General features: G+C 53.9%; 8 protein-coding genes and 1 CRISPR repeat array (1 of these 9 only partly in view). Of the genes, 7 read left to right on the forward strand and 1 reads right to left on the reverse strand.

What is annotated here, in order from left to right; genetic code table 11:
* The first annotated feature begins 468 nt into the window (after positions 1–468).
* The 6 genes from glgB (at position 469) to LVJ83_RS03580 (ending at position 15752) form a co-directional block, all read left to right on the forward strand.
* A complete protein-coding gene (gene glgB, locus LVJ83_RS03555) occupies positions 469–4758 on the forward strand; it encodes a 1,4-alpha-glucan branching protein GlgB (protein WP_244786366.1) in 4290 nt (1429 codons plus the stop codon).
* Positions 4751–6760, forward strand: a complete 2010-nt coding sequence (gene glgX / locus LVJ83_RS03560) for a glycogen debranching protein GlgX (protein WP_244786368.1) — start codon at positions 4751–4753, stop codon at positions 6758–6760. The genes glgB and glgX overlap by 8 nt, the downstream gene beginning before the upstream one ends.
* Positions 6750–8090 carry a glucose-1-phosphate adenylyltransferase gene (glgC, locus tag LVJ83_RS03565; RefSeq protein WP_244786370.1) on the forward strand — a complete coding sequence of 447 codons (1341 nt, stop codon included), beginning with the start codon at positions 6750–6752 and terminating at the stop codon, positions 8088–8090. Before glgX ends, glgC begins: the two co-directional genes overlap by 11 nt.
* A gap of 432 nt (positions 8091–8522) precedes the next feature.
* Positions 8523–9962: a glycogen synthase GlgA gene (gene glgA, locus LVJ83_RS03570; RefSeq protein WP_244786372.1), complete on the forward strand. Its 1440-nt coding sequence runs from the start codon at positions 8523–8525 to the stop codon at positions 9960–9962.
* Positions 9963–10337: 375 nt separating this feature from the next.
* Positions 10338–12827, forward strand: a complete 2490-nt coding sequence (locus LVJ83_RS03575) for a glycogen/starch/alpha-glucan phosphorylase (protein WP_244786374.1) — start codon at positions 10338–10340, stop codon at positions 12825–12827.
* A 459-nt stretch (positions 12828–13286) separates the two neighbouring features.
* Positions 13287–15752, forward strand: coding sequence for a heavy metal translocating P-type ATPase (locus LVJ83_RS03580; RefSeq protein WP_244786376.1), 2466 nt, complete (start codon positions 13287–13289; stop codon positions 15750–15752).
* A 526-nt stretch (positions 15753–16278) separates the two neighbouring features.
* Here LVJ83_RS03580 and LVJ83_RS03585 read toward each other — a convergent pair.
* Positions 16279–18069 (reverse strand): 2-isopropylmalate synthase, encoded by a 1791-nt coding sequence (locus tag LVJ83_RS03585; RefSeq protein ID WP_244786378.1) that lies wholly within the window; start codon positions 18067–18069, stop codon positions 16279–16281.
* Between the two features lie 258 nt (positions 18070–18327).
* Between LVJ83_RS03585 and LVJ83_RS03590 the strand changes: the two genes are divergently transcribed.
* Entirely contained in the window at positions 18328–19440 is a 1113-nt protein-coding gene (locus tag LVJ83_RS03590) for a methyltransferase (protein ID WP_244786380.1), read from the forward strand.
* A 160-nt stretch (positions 19441–19600) separates the two neighbouring features.
* Positions 19601–22119: direct repeats of the CRISPR family, unit length 28 nt; unit sequence TTTCTAAGCTGCCTGTGCGGCAGTGAAC; it runs 569 nt beyond the window's last position.

Raw genomic sequence — 22119 nt, forward strand, 5'->3', positions numbered from 1 at the left:
TTATATGCTATTGTGAATCGGTTAATGTTGTCATTTGAAGCACTTAGCATCGTTGTTGACGGACATTTTTTGCATATTCAGGCAGAGTTTGTTGATAAGTGTTTATGCTTACTTATCTGGGTTTTATGGCGGATTCTGCTTTGTTTGTGATGGATTTGGCGATGATGTGGCGATGTTGCCATGTTGTTTGAGTAAAAAAGGTAATGGCCGGAGGATGCTTGAAGAGATATTGCGGTAATATTTTTGAGTGTTATTATCTTTAATGCATAAATTTTATTTACAGTTTCAATGTGCTATATCAAGGAAGAAATACCAATATTGTGTTAGAGTTTGTGTTCTAGTTAATATTTTTTTCAATATGCGGCTGTTGATGATGTGAGTGTCAGGCCGATTGTCAGGTAAGCCCAGGCTTATTTGTAAAGAAGGCAGATGCTGAGTTGGAGGCTGTTTTGAATCATGGGGTCGGAAATGGGTGAAGTTTGGGCGGAACAAACAGAACGGCAGGCGTTGGCGTTGGGCGTGTTGCCGGGCTATCGCGGCACCGATGGTGTTTACCGCCCGGTGAGCCGGCCTGCGTTGGAGAAGCTGGCCGAATGTTTGGCGGCGACAGCCGGTGGGGATGATGGTTTTGATGATGTGCGGGTGGTGCCGGCCGGCGCAGCGGTGTCGCTGAATCTGGCTGCCGGCTTTTCGGCGCCCGACAGTGTTTGGTTGTCGGATGAAGCAGGGGCGCGCCGTGAAGTGGCTTGGCAATGGCTTTCAGACGGCCTTTCTGTTGCCTTGCCGGCGCTGGGCGATGGTTATTACCAATTAACGGTTTCTCAAAATCAAGCACTTTACCGATGTTTTGTGATTGCGGCGCCGGCCACGGCTTACGAACCGCCGGCATTGGTCGGCAACCGCCGCTTGAACGGCTTGAGTATTCAGCTTTATAGCCTGCGTTCCGCCACAAATTGGGGTATCGGTGATTTTTCGGATTTGGCAGCATTGGTGGATTATGCTGCGGCGCGCCGGCTTGATTTTATCGGCATCAATCCTTTGCATGCTTTGTTTGGCGCCCGCCCCGCTTATGCCAGCCCCTACAGCCCTTCTTCGCGGGTGTGGCTGAATCCGCTTTATTTGGATGTTGACCGCGTGGCGGCTTTTCAGGCCTCTGCGCCAGCACAACAATGGCGCACTTCGCCTGAAATCTGCCGGCGTATTGAGGCGTTGCGGCGGAGCGGCACGGTAGATTACGAGGGTGTGTGGGCGCTGAAAAAAGCGGCGCTTCAGACGGCCTTTCTGTTTTTCGAGCAAGACGGTTCGGCGGCGATGCAGCAGCAGCGCGGCGAATTTGCTGCATTTGCCGATAAAAAAGGCGATGCATTACACGGCTTTGCTTTGTTTGAAACCTTAAACCAGTATTTTGCCGACCCGGGCATCTTGGGGTGGCCGGGCTGGCCTGAAGCCTACCGCAATCCGCAAAATGAAGCGGTGCAACAATTTGCGCAACTGCATGCGCAGGAAGTGCGTTTTTATATGTGGCTGCAATGGTTGTGCGCCGTGCAGCTTGAGGCAGTGCAGCAGCGGGTGCGCGATTGCGGCATGAAAATCGGCTTGTATGGCGATTTATCAGTAGGCGCGGCGGGCGGCGGTGCGGATGTTTGGCTGGAGCAAGCGCTGTATTGTTTGGATATGTCGGTGGGGGCGCCGCCCGATCAGTTTAATCCTGCCGGGCAGAATTGGTCGCTGCCGCCGTTGCACCCGGGCAAGCTGCTGCAAAGCGGGTGTCGCGAATTTATTAAGATTGTGCGTGAAAATGTGCGCTTATATGGTGCGCTGCGTATCGATCATGTGATGTCGCTCAGCCGTTTGTGGTGGGTGGCTGCGGGCATGCGCGCCGATGACGGGGCTTATGTGCGTTATCCGCAAGAAGTGCTGATGGCGGTGGTGGCGCTGGAAAGCCGCCGCCATCAGTGTGTGATTATCGGCGAAGACTTGGGCATTGTGCCTGAGGGTATGCGTGATTTGCTGAACCGCTATCAGATTTTTTCTTACTCGGTGGTGTATTTCAATCACGGCGAACAAGGCTTTAACCGGCCCGATGATTACCCCGAACAGGCGGTCACCGTAACCAGCACGCATGATTTGCCGCCGGTGGCCGGTTTTTGGGCAGGGCGTGATTTGGAAACCATGCGCCTGCTCGGCGTGTATGCCGACGATACGGCTTTTCATGCCGCATTCATGCAGCGGCAATGCGATAAAGCGGCGTTGCTGCAAGCTTTGAAACAAGCCGGCTTGTTGCCGCCCGATGCGCCGTTGCCGGATATGTTGACCGGGCAGATGCTGTTTGCCTTGCACCGTTTCGGCGCTGAATGCCGCAGCAAACTTTACGCCGCTCAGATAGAAAACCTGCTTGGCATGAGCGAAAACTTCAACGTGCCGGGCGTGGCCGAAGGTTATCCCAATTGGGCGGTCAAACTGCCGCTGGGCCTGGAAGATTTCCCCGCACAAGCGCAGATGGAAACGCATTTACAGATGATTCACGAGGTAGCCATGAGAAAAAACAGCCGACCAACACCTTATCCGCAGCCCGATCAAACCGAGCGCGACACTATCGACAGCCTGTTTTATGCCCGCCACGGCAATCCGTTTGCCTATTTGGGGCGGCATCGTATCGAAGGTGTGGGCGAAGTGGTGCGCTGCCTGCTGCCCGATGCACATACGGTGGATTTGATGGCACGTGAGGGCGGCGGGCTGATTGTGCCGATGCAGAAAATAGACGAGCGCGGCTTTTTCGTGGCCGTGTTGCCTGAAAATACGCCGGATTATGTGTTTAATGCACAGTATCCCGGCGTTCAGACGGCCTTTGTTACAGAAGATGCCTACCGCTTCGGCTCTTGCCTGCAATCGCTTGATTCTTGGCTGTTGGGCGAGGGCAAGCATTTGAGGCCGTATGAAACTTTGGGTGCGCACATCGTCACCCATCAAGGTGTGGAGGGCGTGCATTTCAGCGTCTGGGCGCCGAATGCGCAACGGGTGTCGGTTATCGGCGAATTCAATAATTGGGACGGCCGCCGCCATGCCATGCGCTTTCATGCCGACATTGGCGTGTGGGAAATTTTTATTCCCGCTGTGCCGTTTAACGCGCTATATAAATTTGAAATCCGCGATGCGGCAGGAAATGTGCGCCAAAAAGCCGACCCCTATGCATTTGCTTCAGAATTGCGCCCGACCACTGCTTCGGTGGTGCGCGGTCTGCCCGACAAAGTGCCCGCGCCCGCCCATCGTGCAACGGCCAATGCCATCGACAGCCCGGTCTGCATTTATGAAGTGCATCTGGGCTCGTGGCGGCGCAATCTCGACAACGGCTTTTGGCTCACTTATGAAGAATTGGCGCATGAGCTGGTGGATTATGTGAAAGAAATGGGCTTTACCCACATCGAGCTGCTGCCGATTTCCGAATACCCGTTTGACGGCTCGTGGGGCTATCAGGCCACCGGGCTTTATGCGCCCACCAGCCGTTTCGGTTCGCCGCAGCAGCTGCAATATCTGATTCAGACGGCCCATCAGGCCGGTATCTGCGTGATTTTGGATTGGGTGGTCGGCCATTTTCCGACCGACGAACACGGTTTGGCGCAGTTTGACGGCACGCCGCTTTATGAGCATGCCGATCCGCGCGAAGGCTATCATCAAGACTGGAACACGCTGATTTATAACTTCGGCCGGGCAGAAGTGAAAAACTTTTTGCAAGGCAATGCGCTGTATTGGATTGAGCGCTTAGGTTTTGACGGCTTGCGCGTGGATGCCGTGGCTTCGATGATTTACCGTGATTATTCGCGCAAAGACGGCGAGTGGATTCCCAACCAATACGGCGGCCGCGAAAATTTGGAAGCGATTGAGTTTCTGCGCGACACCAACACCATGTTGCAGCAGCAGGTGCCGGGTGCGGCCGAGATTGCAGAAGAGTCGACCTCGTTTGCCAACGTTACCCGTGCCGAAGGGCTGAATTTCCAATACAAGTGGAATATGGGCTGGATGAACGACACCTTGCGCTACATGCAGGAAGACCCGATTAACCGCAAATACCATCACCATCTGATGACATTCGGCATGATGTATCAATACAGCGAAAATTTTGTGCTGCCGCTGTCGCATGATGAAGTGGTGCACGGTAAAAAATCGCTGCTCGACCGCATGCCGGGCGACTGCTGGCAGAAATTTGCCAACCTGCGCGCTTACTATGGCTTTATGTATGCCTTCCCCGGCAAAAAGCTGCTGTTTATGGGCAACGAATTTGCGCAAGGGCGCGAATGGAATTACGACCAAGCACTGGATTGGTTTTTGCTCGATGAAGAGCACGGCGGCTGGCACAACGGTGTGCAAAGTTTCGTGCGCGATTTGAACCATGCCTACCGCAATCATGCGCCGCTGTATCAGCTCGACCAATGGCCGGAAGGCTTCGAATGGCTGGTGGTGGACGATGTGGAAAGCTCGATATTCGTATTCGAGCGCCGCGATCGTGCCGGCAATTCATTGATTGTTATCAGCAATTTTACGCCGGTGGTGCGCGAACATTACCGTTTTGGTGTGAATCAGGCCGGCATATATCGTGAAATTTTGAATTCAGACGGCCTCAATTATAAAGGCAGCGGTGTGGTTGCGGGCTCAGAAATACACACCGATGCAACAGCCTCGCACGGCAAGCCGCAATCGTTGTCGGTTACCGTGCCGCCGCTGGCAACCGTGTATCTTTACCGGGAAAACCATCATGACTGATCAAACGGCATCAAACAGCGCGATTGAAACCGGGCTGCCATACCCCATGGGTGCAGATGTGCGCGAAGGCGGTGTGAATTTCACCCTGTTTTCATCGCGCGCCGAAAAAATCGAGCTGTGCCTGTTTGGTGCAGGCGGTGAAGAAACCCGCCTGACCTTGCCGGGGCGCAGCGGGCATATCCACCACGGTTTTGTGCCGGGCTTGGCAGCAGGGCAGTGTTACGGCTACCGCGTGCACGGCCATGATTTGCCGGAAGAAGGTTTGTTTTTCAACCCGCAAAAAGTGTTAACCGACCCTTATTCGAAAGCCATCGAAGGCACACCCGCCTACGGCACGCAGGAACAGCTGGCCTGGTTTCGCGCTGAAGACGGCAGAGACAATGCTGCGGTGGCCGCCAAAAGCATCGTGGTCGGGCCGTCTGAATTCGATTGGGAAGATGACAAGCTGCCGCAAACCCCGATTGCGCAAACCGTGATTTACGAAGCGCATGTCAAAGGGCTGACCAAGCTGTTTCCCGATTTGTCCGATGCCGGCACTTACCGCGCATTGGCCGATGAGCGGATAACAGGCCATCTGAAAGCATTGGGTATCACCGCCGTGGAGCTGTTGCCCGTGCACCAGCATCTTGATGAGCAACATCTGCAAGCCATGGGCTTGAGCAATTATTGGGGCTACAACACCTGGTCGCATTTCGCTGTCGAGCCGCGCTATGCCGCTGTGCCCGAACAGGCCGCCGATGAATTGCGTGAAGCGGTAAAAGCCTTACATAAAGCCGGTATTGAAGTGATTTTAGATGTGGTGTACAACCACACCGCCGAGCAGGATGCGGGCGGGCCGATGCTGTGTCAGCGCGGCATCGACAACGCGGCCTGGTATTGGGTAAATCAGGACGGCTATTATGAAAATTGGAGCGGCTGCGGCAATACCCTGCACGTCGGCCACCGCAGCGTGACCCGCTGGGTAATGGACAGCCTGCGCTATTGGGCGGAGGCCTTTCATATCGACGGCTTCCGCTTTGATTTGGCCACAGTATTGGGGCGCGAGCCGGCATTTGATGCCTATGGCCGCTTCTTTCAGGCCTGCTATCAAGATCCGGTGTTGGTCGGCCGCAAAATGATTGCCGAGCCGTGGGATATCGGCCCGGACGGTTATCAGGTGGGGCGCTTTGCGCAACCTTTTTCCGAATGGAACGACCGTTTCCGCGATGATATGCGCGAATTTTGGGTACACCAGAGCGGCAAGCTCGGAGCCTTTGCCGAACGCTTTTCCGGCTCGGCCGATTTGTTCCGCCACGACGGCAGAAACCCCTCGGCCTGCATCAACTTCATTACCGCCCACGACGGCTTTACCCTGCATGATTTGGTGAGCTACAACGGCAAACACAACGAAGCCAACGGCGAAGACAACCGCGACGGCCACAACGACAACATCAGCAACAACCACGGCGCAGAGGGCGAAACCGATGATGCTGCTATTCTCGAAACACGCGAATACACCGCCAAAGCGCTGCTCGCCACTCTGATGCTGGCCAACGGCATTCCCATGCTGCTGGCCGGCGATGAATTCGGCAACAGCCAGCAAGGCAACAACAACGGCTATTGCCAAGACAATGACATTACCTGGCTGGCTTGGCACAAACACAATGGCCGTCTGAATGACTATGTTAAAGAATTGGCGGCATTGCGCCGTGAAATTCCCCTCATCGGCGAAGACTGCTGGTGGGACGGACGGGTGCGCTGGCTGAATACGGAAGGCGCACCGATAGAAGGAGAAGCATGGCAAAACAACGAAAGCAAAGCCTTGCAAATCCTGATGGATGATGAATGGCTGCTGCTGGTTAACGGCAAACGCGGCGAACAGTCATTCCATCTGCCTCAAGAGCGCTGGAAATGCCGTTTGGCACCGTCAAACAGCTTCCGGCACGCAGACAGCCGATGCACGGTAGCGCATATGGGCATCTGGATATTTCACAAACAAGGAGAAGCCACTCATGAGACCTGACGACACTTTATTGGCAGACGAAAACAAAGCGCCTCTGCACACTTTAGATATCGCTGAAAACACCTTGGTGCTGATTCTGGCCGGCGGACGCGGCTCGCGCCTGCATGAAATGACCGACCGGCGTTCCAAACCGGCGGTGTATTTCGGCGGCAACTGGCGCATTATCGACTTTACCCTGTCAAACTGCCTCAATTCCAACCTAAAAAAAATCGGCGTGCTCACCCAATACGAGGCCCATTCACTGCTGCGCCACCTGCAACACGCCTGGTCGTTTCTGCCCCGCGACCGCGGCCAGTTTGTCGATATGCTGCCGGCACGCCAGCAAATCAACGAAAGCATGTGGTATCGCGGCACCGCCGATGCGGTGTGGCAAAACGTGCCCATCATGCAAGAGCACTACAAGCCCAAATATGTGTTGATTCTGGCGGGCGATCATATCTACAAGATGAACTATATGCAGATGCTGCGCGACCACATCAGCAGCGGCGCCAAATGCACTGTGGGCTGTATCGAAGTCAAACGCAGCGAGGCCGACCAATTCGGTATTATGTCGGTTAACGAGAAGCTGAAAGTGCAGGAATTTATCGAAAAACCGGCCAATCCGCCCAGCATGCGTGAAAAACCCGATTCTTCGCTGGCCTCAATGGGGATTTATGTATTTGATGCCGACTACCTGTATCAATCGTTGGCCGGCGAAGTGCTCAAAGAACACACCCACCACGATTTCGGCAAAGACATCATTCCGCGCGCGCTGGAAGAGGGCGTGTTATATGCGCACCCGTTTGAGCGCTCATGCATGGGCAGAAATGCCGAGGGCAGCATTTATTGGCGCGATGTGGGTACGCTTGACAGCTATTGGCGCACCCATATGGATTTGGTTACCGAACATCCGCAGCTGAATTTGTTTGACCAGTCGTGGCCGGTGCGCGGGCTGCCCACGCAAACCATGCCCACCAAGTTTTTCTACAAACACAACAAACAAGGCCGCGTGCTCGATAATTCGCTGGTTAACGGCGGCTGCATCATCACCGATGCCGAAATCCGCTCATCGGTGTTGTTTGACCACGTTACCGTGAAAGAAAACAGCATCATTGATTCTTGCGTGGTGTTGCCCAATGTGACCATCGGTAAAAACTGCCATCTGAAAAACTGCATTATCGAGCGTAACTGCATTATCCCGGACGGCATGAAAATCGGCCTGACTCCGAAAAAAGATGCCGAACATTTCCGCATCAGCTCCGGCGGCAGTGTGGTATTGGTAACCCGTGCCATGTTGGATGCGGTTGCACAAGAATCATCCGGGTCGCAGGGAGCACCCGAGCAAGTGTAAAAATAACCTGCCGGTTTTCAGACGGCCGCTGTTTCAGACGGCCTGTGATTGAGCAAAGGCCGTCTGAAACCCATTCTGCCGCAATAAGCCGGCAAGGCAAATGAATACAGTCGGGTTGTTTTTTTAGAATGGTATGCAAACAAACCATAACAATAAGGCGCTAAACTTACAGAGCCTCTCAACCGGCCGCCGCCGTATAAGGGCGTCCTGACCATTTGATTTACGGGTGTATTTTGCCCCTGATGAAAACGCATCTGCTGCGTTAAAAAGCCTCGCAAGATGTCCAATCTTGCTGCGTTTTTTGCCTGGCATCTGCATTTTCAGGAACAAAAATCCCCCCATAAACAACACATCAGGACACCCTGGCGCGGTGCGTGGCGATGCCGCAGCGGGTTGGTTGAGAAGCTCCTTACTTTCAGTCAGGAGATTTCCATGAAAATTTTACATGCCGCTTCAGAGCTTTTCCCCTTGTTGAAAACCGGAGGCTTGGCCGATGTGCTGGGCGCATTGCCGTTTGCCCAATTGCAGCGCGGCAACGATGTGCGGGTGGTGCTGCCTTATTATCCGAAAGTGCGCGAAGCGTTGCCCGATGCGGCAGAAGTGGCCGTGCGCGATAATTTCGGCGGCCATATCATAATCCGTTATGCCGATTACAACGGCTTGGGGCTGTATCTGATTGATGCGCCGCACTTGTTTGAGCGCGCCGGCAATCCGTATCACGACGAACATTACAACGATTACCCCGATAACGTTATCCGTTTCGGCGTGTTGGGTTGGGCCGCCGCCGCATTGGCCACCGGCATGGATGAACTGTGGGGCAGGGCCGATGTGCTGCACGCGCACGATTGGCAGGCCGGTCTGGCGCCGGCTTATCTGCACGCTTGGGGTGTGGATGTGCGCAGCGTGTTTACCATCCACAATATCGCTTATCAGGGCATGTTTCAGGCGTATCATCTGCCCGAACTGGATTTGCCGTGGCAGATGTATCATGTTGAAGGGTTGGAATTCCACGGCCAGATTTCATTTTTGAAAGCGGGCTTGTATTACGCCGGCTGCATCACCACCGTCAGCCCTTCGTATGCCGAAGAAATTACCCACGAACCCGCCGCTTGCGGAATGCAGGGTTTATTGCAAAACCGTTTGGAAGAAGGCCGTCTGAACGGCATTTTAAACGGTGTCGATGAAGCGGTATGGAACCCGCAAACCGATACGGCGCTGGCAAAAAATTATCATCTCAAAGCCATGCAGGGCAAAAAAACCGATAAAAAAGCGGTGCAGCAATGGTTTGGCCTGCCGCAAGACGATAACGCTTTGCTGGCGGTGATGGTTTCGCGGCTGACACCCCAAAAAGGCGCCGATTTGCTGCTGGCCGCCCTGCAAGACACTCTGGCGGCCGGCGGCAAATTGCAATTTGTGTTGCTGGGCAGCGGCGAGCCGGAGCTGGAGCAGGCTTTCCGTGATTTGGCCGCTGCTTGGCCGCAGCAGGTCGGTGTGCACATCGGCTACGATGAGCAATTGGCGCACAATTTGATCGCCGGCGGCGATGCCATTTTGATTCCCAGCCGCTTCGAGCCTTGCGGCCTCACCCAGCTTTACGGCCTCAAATACGGCACGTTGCCGATTGTGCGCCGCACCGGCGGGCTGGCCGATACGGTGGTGCATACCGATGCGGATACTCTGAAACAGAAAACCGCCACCGGCTTTGTGTTTGAAGAGCCGTCTGCCGCGGCACTGGCCGGCGTGCTGACGCAAGCGTTGGCTTTGTGGGACAAACCCCGCATCTGGTCGGCTGTGCGCAAACAGGCCATGTTGCAGGATTTCGGCTGGCATAAGGCGGCCGAGCACTATGAAAGCTGTTATGGCCGTCTGTAAAAACCGCCTTTAAACAGCGGTGTTTGCAGATGATGATGCATACCGATTGTTTACCCAGCGCCACACAGCCTTGCATTTGGCTGCTGTAGCGGTAAAATTGTTGACAATAATTATCTGTCGGTCATTGCATCGTGCTACAATTTCAGCAACGTTTGTTCTAGGTTTTTTCTGACTATTCGTTTATGAGGGGATTTTTGCTCCTGAAATGCGTGATGCCAAGCAAAAACGCATCTGTCAGCCGAATGGATAGGATTACCCTAGAGTCGGCCGGGTGCTCGGTTGGCGGTTGTCTGCCGGGCTGTATGGCAGAGGAGGCAGCAGCGGGTGCCCGGCCGGTAATATTTTTCCACTTTTTTAATATGATTAGGATTCATCATGGCCAGACTTCCCGAATATGAATACCGCATGCCTACCACGGATGCCGACCGCATCCGCCAATCCATCGTATTTAAGCTGATTTTCATCCTCGGGGTGGATCCTAAAGACGCCAAGCCCGAACACTGGCTCAACGCGGCCATGTTTACCGCCCGCGATCTGGTTACCGAAAGCTTTTTGCGCACCCGCCGCAGCCATATCGACCACAAAAAACGCATGGTTTATTACCTTTCGATGGAATTTCTGTTGGGGCGAGCGTTTACCAATTCGCTGATCAACGAAGGCATCTACGACGCTTTTAAAGAAGCGTTCCAACAGCTGGAGCTGGATTTCGACACCGTGATCGGCGAAGAAGAAGACCCCGGCCTCGGTAACGGCGGCTTGGGGCGCTTGGCGGCGTGCTTCCTTGATTCGCTGGCCACTTTGCGCATTCCGGCAATGGGCTACGGCATCCGCTATCAATACGGCATGTTCAAACAAGAAATTATCGACGGCCAGCAAGTTGAAAAACCCGATTTGTGGCTCGATAAAGACATGGCCTGGCAGTTTCCCCGCCCCAACAAACACTATCCCGTGGCATTCGGCGGCCAGCTGCACATCGAAGACAATGTGCGTTGTTGGGAGCCGGCAGAAAAAATCACCGCCTTGGGTTTTGACGAGATCATTCCCGGCTATGGCGGCGAAGTTGCCAACCCGCTGCGTTTGTGGACCGCCCATGCCGGCTATCTGTTTGACTTGGCCGATTTCAATAAAGGCGACTATTTTGCCGCCATGCGCAATCAAACCAGCGATGAAAATATCTCGCGCGTGCTTTATCCCAATGATTCCACCGAAAGCGGCCGCGAATTGCGCCTGAAGCAGGAATATTTTTTGGTATCCGCTTCGATTCAAGACATCATTGCCCGCCATAAATGCCGTTTCGACAGCATCGACACCCTGGCCGACGAAGTGGCCATCCACCTGAACGACACCCACCCGGTGCTGGCCATTCCCGAGCTGATGCGGCTGCTGATCGATGTGGAAGGCTGGACATGGGAAAAAGCCTGGGATACCTGCTGCAAAGTATTTTCCTACACCAACCATACGCTGATGAGCGAAGCGCTGGAAACCTGGTCGCTTGATTTGATGGGGCGCATGCTGCCGCGCCACCTTGATATCATTTTTGAAATCAATAAAATCTTTTTGGACGAAGTGCGCGCGTTGGGGCTGTTTGACGAAGATTTCATCCGCCGCGTATCCATTATCGATGAAAGCAACGGCCGTCGTGTGCGCATGGCTTGGCTGGCTGTTGTCGGTTCGCACAAAGTCAACGGTGTGGCCAAAATCCATTCTGATTTGATGACCACCTCGATTTTTGCCGATTTCGCCAAATTGTTCCCCAGCCGCTTTACCAACGTGACCAACGGGGTAACGCCGCGCCGCTGGATTGCCGTGGCCAACCGCCCGCTGACCGCTTTTTTAGACAAACATCTCGGCACCAACCAATGGCGCCTGCATCTCGAAAAAATCGCAGCGCTCAATGATTTGGTGGATGACAAAGCCGTGCAGGAAGAATTTGCCGAAGTCAAACGTGCCAACAAGCAGCGGCTGGCCGACTATATCGAAAAAGAGCTGGGCATCAAAATCAGCACCGAAGCCTTGTTTGACGTGCAGATCAAACGCATTCACGAATACAAGCGTCAAGCCATGAATGTGATGCACATTATTGACCGCTACAACCAAATTTTGGAAAACCCCGATAAAGATTGGCAGCCGCGCGTGTTCATTTTTGCCGGCAAAGCCGCTTCATCTTATTATGTGGCCAAAAAAATCATCCGCCTGATTAACGACGTTGCGGAAGTGGTGAATCATGACGAGCGTATTCGTGATTTGATTAAAGTGGTGTTTATTCCGAATTACAGCGTGAGCCTGGCGCAAATCATTATCCCCGCCGCCGATTTGTCGGAGCAGATTTCGCTGGCCGGCACCGAGGCTTCAGGCACCGGCAATATGAAATTTGCGCTCAACGGCGCCCTCACCGTGGGCACGCTTGATGGTGCCAACGTGGAAATCCGCGAAAAAGTGGGCGACGAACATATTTTCATTTTCGGCAACACCGTGGAGCAGGTGGAAGCCTTGCGGCAGAAAGGCTATGATCCGCTCGATTATCTTGAAAAAGACCCCGATTTGCGCCGTGTGGTCAAACAAATCGTTACCGGCTTCTTTTCACCGCAAGAGCCCAACCGCTATGCCGACGTATCGCAGGCCTATGGCGATTATTATCAGGTAATGGCCGATTTTCGCAGCTATGTCGACACCCAATACCGCATCGATGATTATTACCGCGATAAGGGTAACTGGTATCGCTCGGCATTAATCAATATCGCCAATATGGGGCATTTCTCTTCCGACCGTTCGATTGCCGAATATGCCGAAAATATTTGGAACATCAAACCGTTGACCGAAGCAGAGCTGCCGCCCGAAGACGACCGTTTCAGCATATCTGTCTGACAACAGATTGCCGGCAGGCCTAAGGCCGTCTGAAAACCTGCGTTTGCAAGTTTTCAGACGGCCTTTTCTTAATGGCTGCGGTAAATGAATCCCCATTCACAAAGTCAGTTAACAAGAGGGTGGGCTGAAGACAGTACAGCGAGCACGACAAGTCGGGCCAACGCCGTCAGGTTATTTTTGTGAATGGATATAACGTGAGTTCGGGATAAAAAATTCCCAATAAAGAGCAGCCGATTGGTAGCAAGCTGTTGTTTGTATAAAAATAAAAAACACATCCGGACACCTTAGGGTGTCCTGATAATTCGATTTACGGGTGCTCTTTGCCCCTGAAAACGCAGCAGATGTGCTTTTAGCGCAAAAAAGATGATGATAGATGACACATCAGGACACCCCAGCGCCTGATTGTCGCTCAAATAAACCGTTTATGCCCGAACAGATTGCGCGTAAAATCCACCCATTATGAGCGAAAAAACTTGTTTCCATTGCGGGCTGGATGTGCCTGAAAATCTGGATTTACCGATTGTTTATGAAGGCGAAAGCCATGCGGCCTGCTGTGCCGGCTGTCAGGCCGTGGCACAGAGCATTATTGATGCCGGGTTGGGCGGCTATTATAAACAGCGCACTGCCGATGCCGAAAAAGCAGCGCTGCCGCCCGAAGAGATTCTGGCGCAGCTCAAACTTTATGATTTACCTGAAGTGCAGGCGGATTTTGTGGAAGCCGATGCCGATGGTGGGCGTGAGGCAGTGTTGATGTTGGGCGGCATTACCTGCGCAGCCTGTGTGTGGCTGATCGAGCAGCAATTGTTGCGCCTGCCCGGTGTGGTGCGGGTTGATTTGAATTACAGCACCCGCCGGGTCAGGGTGGCTTGGAACAGCCGCCAGGTGGCGCTTTCCGATATTTTGCTGCGTATTCAAAATACCGGCTACAGCGCCGCGCCGTATGATGCGCAAAAAGTGGAAGAGCAGGCACAAAAAGAGCGCAAACAATCGCTTATCCGCTTGGCGGTAGCCGGTTTGAGCATGATGCAGACGATGATGTTTGCGATTCCGACCTATCTTTACGGCAATGAAATCGAGCCGCAATATCTGAGTATTCTGCATTGGGGCGCCTTTTTTATGGTGTTGCCGGTGATGTTTTATTCGGCTGTGCCGTTTTACCAAGGCACTTGGCGCGATTTGAAAAACCGCCGTGTGGGCATGGATACGCCGGTGGCGATTGCCGTTGTGTTGGCATTTATTGCCGGTGTGTATGCGCTATTGAGCAATGCCGGGCAGGGCATGTATTTCGAATCGGTTGCCATGTTTGTGTTTTTGCTGCTGGGCGGGCGCTATATGGAGCAGATTGCGCGGCGCAAGGCGGGTGATGCGGCGGAGCGGTTGGTGAAACTGGTGCCGGCTTTCTGTCACAGGCTGACCGATTATCCGCACAGTGACCACAGCGAAGAAGCCGCGGTGGTGCAGTTGCAAGCCGGCGATGTGATTGTGGTGCGGGCAGGGGAAGTGATGCCGGCCGACGGTGTGGTGCTGGCCGGCGAAAGCGAAGTCAACGAGGCCATGCTCACGGGCGAAAGCTTGCCGGTGCCGAAACAAGCCGGCGCCGCCGTAGTGGCCGGCACACTTAACGCCGCAAGCCCGTTGGTGGTGCGCATCGACACAGTCGGCAGCCAAACACGGCTGGCGCATATTGTGAAGCTGCTCGACCGTGCGCTGGCGCAGAAACCCCGTCTGGCCGAGCTGGCCGATCAATATGCTTCATCGTTTGTGTTGGGCTTACTGGTGATGGCAGTGCCGGTGTTTATCGGTTGGACGCTGTATGCCGATGCACAGCAGGCATTGTGGATTACCGTGTCGCTGCTGGTGATTACCTGCCCGTGCGCTTTATCACTGGCCACCCCCACCGCGCTGGCGGCATCTACCGGCAATCTGGCTTCAGACGGCATTCTGGTCAGCGGCAGCCACAGCCTGGAAACTCTGGCACAAATCAATGATGTGGTGTTCGACAAAACCGGCACACTGACCAAAGGCGAGCTGGCCGTCAGCCGCGTGATGACTTTAGGCCGTCTGAACAGCAGCGAAGCCGGCGCAGTTGCGCAAGTGCTGGAGCAGCAGTCGGAACATCCGATTGCACGCGCCATTTTGAAGCATGCGCCGTCCGTTTCAGACGGCCTCGATATTCAAGCGGCGCAGCGACTCAACCGCATCGGCTACGGCGTGAGCGCTCAAATCAGCCTCAACGGCGAAACGCAGATTTGGGCGCTCGGACGTGCAGATTTTGTGGCCGAAATCGCCGGCGCTTTGCCTGCCGGTGCAGAAATGCCGGCGCACAACGGCAGCATGGTGTATCTGGGCAACCAGCAAGGTTTTCAGGCGGCCTTTTTGTTGGATGACGAAATCAAGCCGGATATCGCCGCGATGCTGGCCGAGCTGAAGCAGTTCGGCGTACGCCTGCATCTGCTCAGCGGCGACCGCCGTGCCGCAGTTGCTTCACTGGCGGAGACTTTGGGCCTGGATGCCTGGCATGCCGAAGCCACACCGGAAGACAAACTGGCCTATGTGGAAACCTTGCAGCGGCAAAACCGCAAAGTGCTGATGGTGGGCGACGGCATCAACGACGCACCGGTGTTGGCCAAAGCCGATGTATCGGTGGCGGTGGCGGGCGGTGCCGATGTCGCGCGCGACGGGGCCGATGTGGTGCTGCTCAACGACGATATGCGCGTATTGCCGCGCACCGTATACCAAGCCCGCCAAACCCGCACCATTATCCGCCAAAATCTGATATGGGCGAGCCTGTATAACCTGATCGCCGTACCACTGGCCGTATTCGGCTATGTTACCCCGTGGATCGCCGCCCTGGGCATGAGCCTGAGTTCATTGCTGGTGTTGGCCAATGCACTGCGGCTGCTGAAGAAAAATAAGGCCGTCTGAAAAGCATGATTTATATCATTGCGGCCTGCGTGGCAGTGAACTGTCGGTCATGCGAACGCGGGCCCCCGTTGTTTATCATTGCGGCCTGCGTGGCAGTGAACTAGGCTATTTATCGTTCAACTCTTTTATTCCCAAGCCTGTGGCGTAGAGAGCAGTTATAGATCTTTTTTAAAAGGCCGCCTGAAACCTTTAAAAAAATCAGGCTCTTTAGGTTATGGTTTAAAAAAGGTGAAATTCCCAGAGGATGTGCATTATCATGCTCAATAGCCTGCAACACCGGTTTATGAAGCAAATACCTTACTATTCTTTATCGCCATTGAATGGTTTCAAATTGCTGCTCAACCGGCCTAAAAAGCCGGCTGTGGGCAACTGATAATCGCCACTCAAATAAACGCCGCAAAATCAGTAATGCAACAACACACGCCTGTTTGGTAAGTTTTATATCCATTTAAAAATAAACAGATAAGGCCGTCTGAAACCATGGAGCTATAGGTTTCAGACGGCCTTTATTGCATGGGCAGCCCGCTTAAATGCCGCTGCCTTGTGCTTTCAATTTTTCCGTGCCGAATTCGAGTTTGCTCAATGCGGAAAGATAAGCTTTAGCAGTGGCCACCAGCACATCAGTGTCTGCCCCTTGTCCGTTGACTACGCGGCTGCCGCGGGCGAGGCGCACAGAGGTTTCACCTTGGCTTTCGGTGCCTTCGGTGACGGCGTTTACCGAATAAATCTGCAAGGTTGCGCCGCTGGCTGCCACGCTTTCGATGGCTTTGAAAATTGCATCAACGGGGCCGGAGCCGTTGGCGGTGGCGCGATGCTCTGTGCCGCCCACGCTGAACACCACTTCGGCCACGGGCTCTTCGCCGGTTTCGGTGGTGATTTTTTGCGACAGAAATTTGTAGTGGTCTTGTGACAGATTCACCATTTCGTCTGACACCAGTGCATGCAAATCTTCATCGAAAATTTCGCGTTTTTTGTCGGCCAGCTCTTTAAAACGGGCAAATGCGGCGTTGAGTGCTTCTTCGCTTTCCAACTGAATTCCCAAATCGGCCAGCTTGGTTTTGAAGGCGTTGCGGCCAGAAAGTTTGCCCAGGCTCAGGCGGTTTGCCGCCCAGCCCACCGATTCGGCCGACATGATTTCGTAGGTTTCGCGGTGCTTCAACACGCCGTCTTGGTGGATGCCTGATTCATGGGCGAAGGCGTTGGCGCCCACAATGGCCTTGTTCGGCTGCACCGGGTAGCCGGTCACGGTCGACACCAATTTGGAGCTGGGCACGATTTGGGTGGTGTCGATGCCGGTTTCGAGGCCGAATACATCGTGGCGGGTTTTAAGCGTCATCACGATTTCTTCGAGGCTGGCATTGCCCGCACGCTCGCCCAAGCCGTTGATGGTGCATTCTACTTGGCGCGCACCGCCCTGCACGGCGGCAAGCGAGTTGGCCACGGCCAGGCCGAGGTCGTTATGGCAGTGGGCAGACCACACTACTTTGTCGCCACCCGGTGTTTTGGCAATCAGCTCGCGGAAAAAGGTTTCAGTGCGGTGTGGCACTGAATAGCCGACGGTGTCGGGAATATTGATGGTGGTTGCGCCGGCTTCAATCACTGCGCCGCAGATTTCGGCCAGAAAATTGATTTCGGAACGCAACGCATCTTCGCAGGAAAACTCAACATCATCGGTGTATTCTTTGGCGATTTTCACCGCTTTCACAGCTGCTTCTACCACCTGCTTGGGTTTCATTTTCAGCTTGTGTTCCATGTGGATGGGGCTGGTAGCTATAAAGGTGTGGATACGGCGTTTGGCGGCGGGCGCAACGGCTTCGCCGGCAGCGCGGATGTCGCGCTCCACCGCACGGCTCAGCGAGCAAACGGTGGCCTTGGTCAGGGTTTTGGCGATTTCGTTCACAGCTTCAAAGTCGCCCGGGCTGGCAGCGGCAAAGCCTGCCTCAATCACGTCGACGCCGAGCTTTTCCAGCTGGCGGGCGACACGGATTTTTTCTTCTTTGGTCATGGCGGCACCGGGCGATTGTTCGCCGTCGCGCAAGGTGGTGTCGAAAATGATAACGCGTTGGTCTTTCGGCATGGTGGTTTTCTCCAGGGATTCTTGTTGTTGTAAAAATGCATTCAAATCAAGCGGCCGCCCTTGCGCTTCGGCCAGCGCGGTCAGCTTCTGCAATTGATTGAGCGGTAGCGAGCCGCGGGTGCGCCATTTGTAAATAGCCGCCGTGCTGGCTGCGTGTTGCGGATCTTGCTGTTTTAAGGCTTCGGCCAGCGCGTTGACGCCGCCGAAATAGGCGATTAAGCGGTCGATGTCCAGCTGCATGGTATCCCTTTGTCTAATTTTATCTGGGCTAGGTTTTAAGTAGATTTGATTATACTAAAATAAGACAATTTGGCAATAATTATTCTTTGATATGCTGTGTAAAGTTTGATGACTGCATTAATAAATACATTTTGTCTAATTATCTTGAGTACCGCACCGCCAAAGGCCGTCTGAAAACATGGTGATAAAACCAATGCAGCCGCTTTAAATTCGGCCGAAATATAGTAAACTGCCGGCATCTGTAATTTTTTTACCGCCATGACCACCATTCCCACCAACCGCCATACCGATATCGAATGGCGCAATGAAAGCACGCAAAAGCCGCCCAAACAGGCGCTTTTCATTGACCGTGCCAATGCCGATATGCTGCTTCAATACGCCCGTAACAACACCGCCGTCGTATGGCAGGGCGATTTCCATAACGCCAAACAGATTTTGGCAGCGCTGAAAAAGCGTATCCGCAAACCGGCTGCCCAAGCGCCGCAAGCGGATATTCAGACGGCCTTTCACCGCCACCGTCTGCAACAGGCGCAGCAAAGCCGGCTGATAAACATGCTGGCGGTGGAAATCGGCGCCGGCTTCACCCTTAATTTGCCGCGCGCGCCCGATGTATCCGCCGCGCTGGCCGATGTATACGGCCTGCCCAATGAAACGCCGTTTCTGTTGCCGCTCAACCAATTGCTCGGCTTTATCGGCGCACACGAATGGCACAAAAAAGGCGTAAACATTCCCGCGCTTGGCGGCAGAATTCACGTGCCTTTCGGTGTCTTTTCCCCATTGCGCGGCGAATATCTCGAATTATTGATGCAGGCACCATTGCCCAGGCATTACCGAACCGCCTTTGATATCGGCACCGGCAGCGGCGTATTGGCCGCCCTGCTTGCCCGCCGCGGCGTTTCCACTGTTATCGGCACCGACACCAATCCACGCGCCATCAACTGCGCCGAAGCCAACCTGACGCGGCTGGGATTAAGCCAACAAGTGCGCATCGAACACACTGATTTATTCCCCGCCGGCTGCGCCGATTTAATCGTCTGCAACCCGCCGTGGCTGCCCGCCAAACCCACTTCCGCCATCGAAGCCGCACTTTACGACCCCGATCATGCCATGCTGAAAAGCTTTCTCAACGGCGTTGCCGCACACCTCAACCCCGGCGGCGAAGCCTGGCTGGTGATTTCCGATCTGGCCGAACACCTGCATTTGCGCCATGCCGATTTTTTACAACAATGCTTTCAGACGGCCTCATTAACCGTAATCGATGTGCTGCACACCAAACCTGTACATCAAAAAGCCGCCGCCCCCAAAGACCCGCTCTCATTTGCCCGCAATCAGGAAACCACCCATCTTTACCGATTGAAACCCAAAAAATAAAGCCAAAGCCGCCTGAAATATTTCAGACGGCTTTGGCTTTTTGTAACCCCCCCCCGTAACGGTAAGAAAACCATTGTTAAACAACAGGCACGGCGCAAGTTATTTCTAAGCCGTTTTGCAGGGCAGCGAACGAATGGCTGCAACCATTGGTTTTTATAGATTTATAAGCTGCCTGTGCGGCAGTGAACCCAAAGACGGCCATCACGTCCAAACCTTTGATTTTCTAAGCTGCCTGTGCGGCAGTGAACGCATTCTGACTGATTATGCAGCAGAACAACTATTTCTAAGCTGCCTGTGCGGCAGTGAACGAAACAAAACACCCGCACGCTGACCTGATTGTTTTCTAAGCTGCCTGTGCGGCAGTGAACGGCGTCTTGCTCAAACTCCATGCCGTCAAACTTTTCTAAGCTGCCTGTGCGGCAGTGAACTTGACCCCCGCCGCCAAAGAAACCCGCCGAAATTTCTAAGCTGCCTGTGCGGCAGTGAACATGAGCGACTACGTCCCGATTTGCGCGCTGCATTTCTAAGCTGCCTGTGCGGCAGTGAACGGTCTCGCCCAAATCGACTCCGACAGCAAGGTTTTCTAAGCTGCCTGTGCGGCAGTGAACTAAACCTTATGTGTCATCGGTTGGTCTCTATTTTTCTAAGCTGCCTGTGCGGCAGTGAACCAAGTATGCGCAGGGTATGCGCGTTGGGGTCATTTCTAAGCTGCCTGTGCGGCAGTGAACTTTACGGCTTGCCCGCGGAGGTGATTTACCACTTTCTAAGCTGCCTGTGCGGCAGTGAACGCGAGAAGCCGCGTCGGTTGCAGTTAGTGCATTTTCTAAGCTGCCTGTGCGGCAGTGAACGCACACGCCGATGCGCTGCTGGCGCTCACGGATTTCTAAGCTGCCTGTGCGGCAGTGAACAATCGCACCGTATGCGGTCGCCGCAGAAGACTTTTCTAAGCTGCCTGTGCGGCAGTGAACGAAGATATTTTTTATGCGCACAACGTAGGCAGTTTCTAAGCTGCCTGTGCGGCAGTGAACAGTATCGATGCCTGTTACGTCCATGATTTTGCTTTCTAAGCTGCCTGTGCGGCAGTGAACACCACACCCCCCGAATCCCTACCACCGTTCGCTTTCTAAGCTGCCTGTGCGGCAGTGAACTCCCACGGCTTATCGGTTTTTTGCGCCAGCTTTTTCTAAGCTGCCTGTGCGGCAGTGAACATTGCAATCACATGTCTAATCGCTTTGGTTGTTTTCTAAGCTGCCTGTGCGGCAGTGAACGGTATTTGTATTTTAAAAACGCTGATGCGTGTTTTCTAAGCTGCCTGTGCGGCAGTGAACGAACATGATGGTTTTTCCGATTTCCCGATTTCTTTCTAAGCTGCCTGTGCGGCAGTGAACTGCCATCACGCGGGTAGGTGTGACAGTAGCTTTTTCTAAGCTGCCTGTGCGGCAGTGAACGAGTGGAAAGCCAGAACACAGAACGTTATGGTTTTCTAAGCTGCCTGTGCGGCAGTGAACCAGTATGGCGACGCGCCGAACGACAGCGTAGATTTCTAAGCTGCCTGTGCGGCAGTGAACCTGATGTGTACGTGGTGCGGGTGGTACAGGCATTTCTAAGCTGCCTGTGCGGCAGTGAACGCTCTCGTCGACCACCACCAGGTCATAACGCTTTTCTAAGCTGCCTGTGCGGCAGTGAACGAGACCATGTCAGGGGATACCCCTGCGATTGCTTTCTAAGCTGCCTGTGCGGCAGTGAACTAGTGCCAATTCGGCATTGGTGTAGTTATCAATTTCTAAGCTGCCTGTGCGGCAGTGAACTCTGCGCGGTCGAATGTCGCCTCGCCCGCGTTTTTCTAAGCTGCCTGTGCGGCAGTGAACCCCCCCACCGTGCCTCTTCGGATTGCTCGTACTTTCTAAGCTGCCTGTGCGGCAGTGAACGGATATGGGCGACCGGGCGCCCTATACTTTTTTTTCTAAGCTGCCTGTGCGGCAGTGAACATTGAGTAGTGAGCGGGTGAGCGTCGGTTGATTTTCTAAGCTGCCTGTGCGGCAGTGAACGGCTATACGCTGCCCGACAAGGGTACGGAGGTTTTCTAAGCTGCCTGTGCGGCAGTGAACCCTACATGAACGGGCTGGTGCTGGATACCGAATTTCTAAGCTGCCTGTGCGGCAGTGAACTATCGTGTGCAAGTGGTACTCTGCAATGTAAGTTTCTAAGCTGCCTGTGCGGCAGTGAACTCGCGGTATTGGTCAAATTCTCTCGCTGTTGTTTTCTAAGCTGCCTGTGCGGCAGTGAACGAAATTGGCGGATTGGCAGGAATACGAGGCATTTTCTAAGCTGCCTGTGCGGCAGTGAACATATCGTGTGCAAATAGGGCGCTGCAATATAATTTCTAAGCTGCCTGTGCGGCAGTGAACTGACAATCGCTTGGTGAGTGAGTGGGAAATAATTTCTAAGCTGCCTGTGCGGCAGTGAACACTGACATTGGCGCTTTCGGTTATCGGTGCGTTTTCTAAGCTGCCTGTGCGGCAGTGAACGCCTTCTTATGTGTAAGATGATGAATTTTATATTTCTAAGCTGCCTGTGCGGCAGTGAACCTTTACGTTTGTTAAAACATGTAAGAAATATATTTCTAAGCTGCCTGTGCGGCAGTGAACAAGGTTTCGGGGTGTTTGCGCCATTGGCGTA

It is taken from the genome of Uruburuella testudinis (assembly GCF_022870865.1).
Lineage (GTDB): Bacteria > Pseudomonadota > Gammaproteobacteria > Burkholderiales > Neisseriaceae > Neisseria > Neisseria testudinis.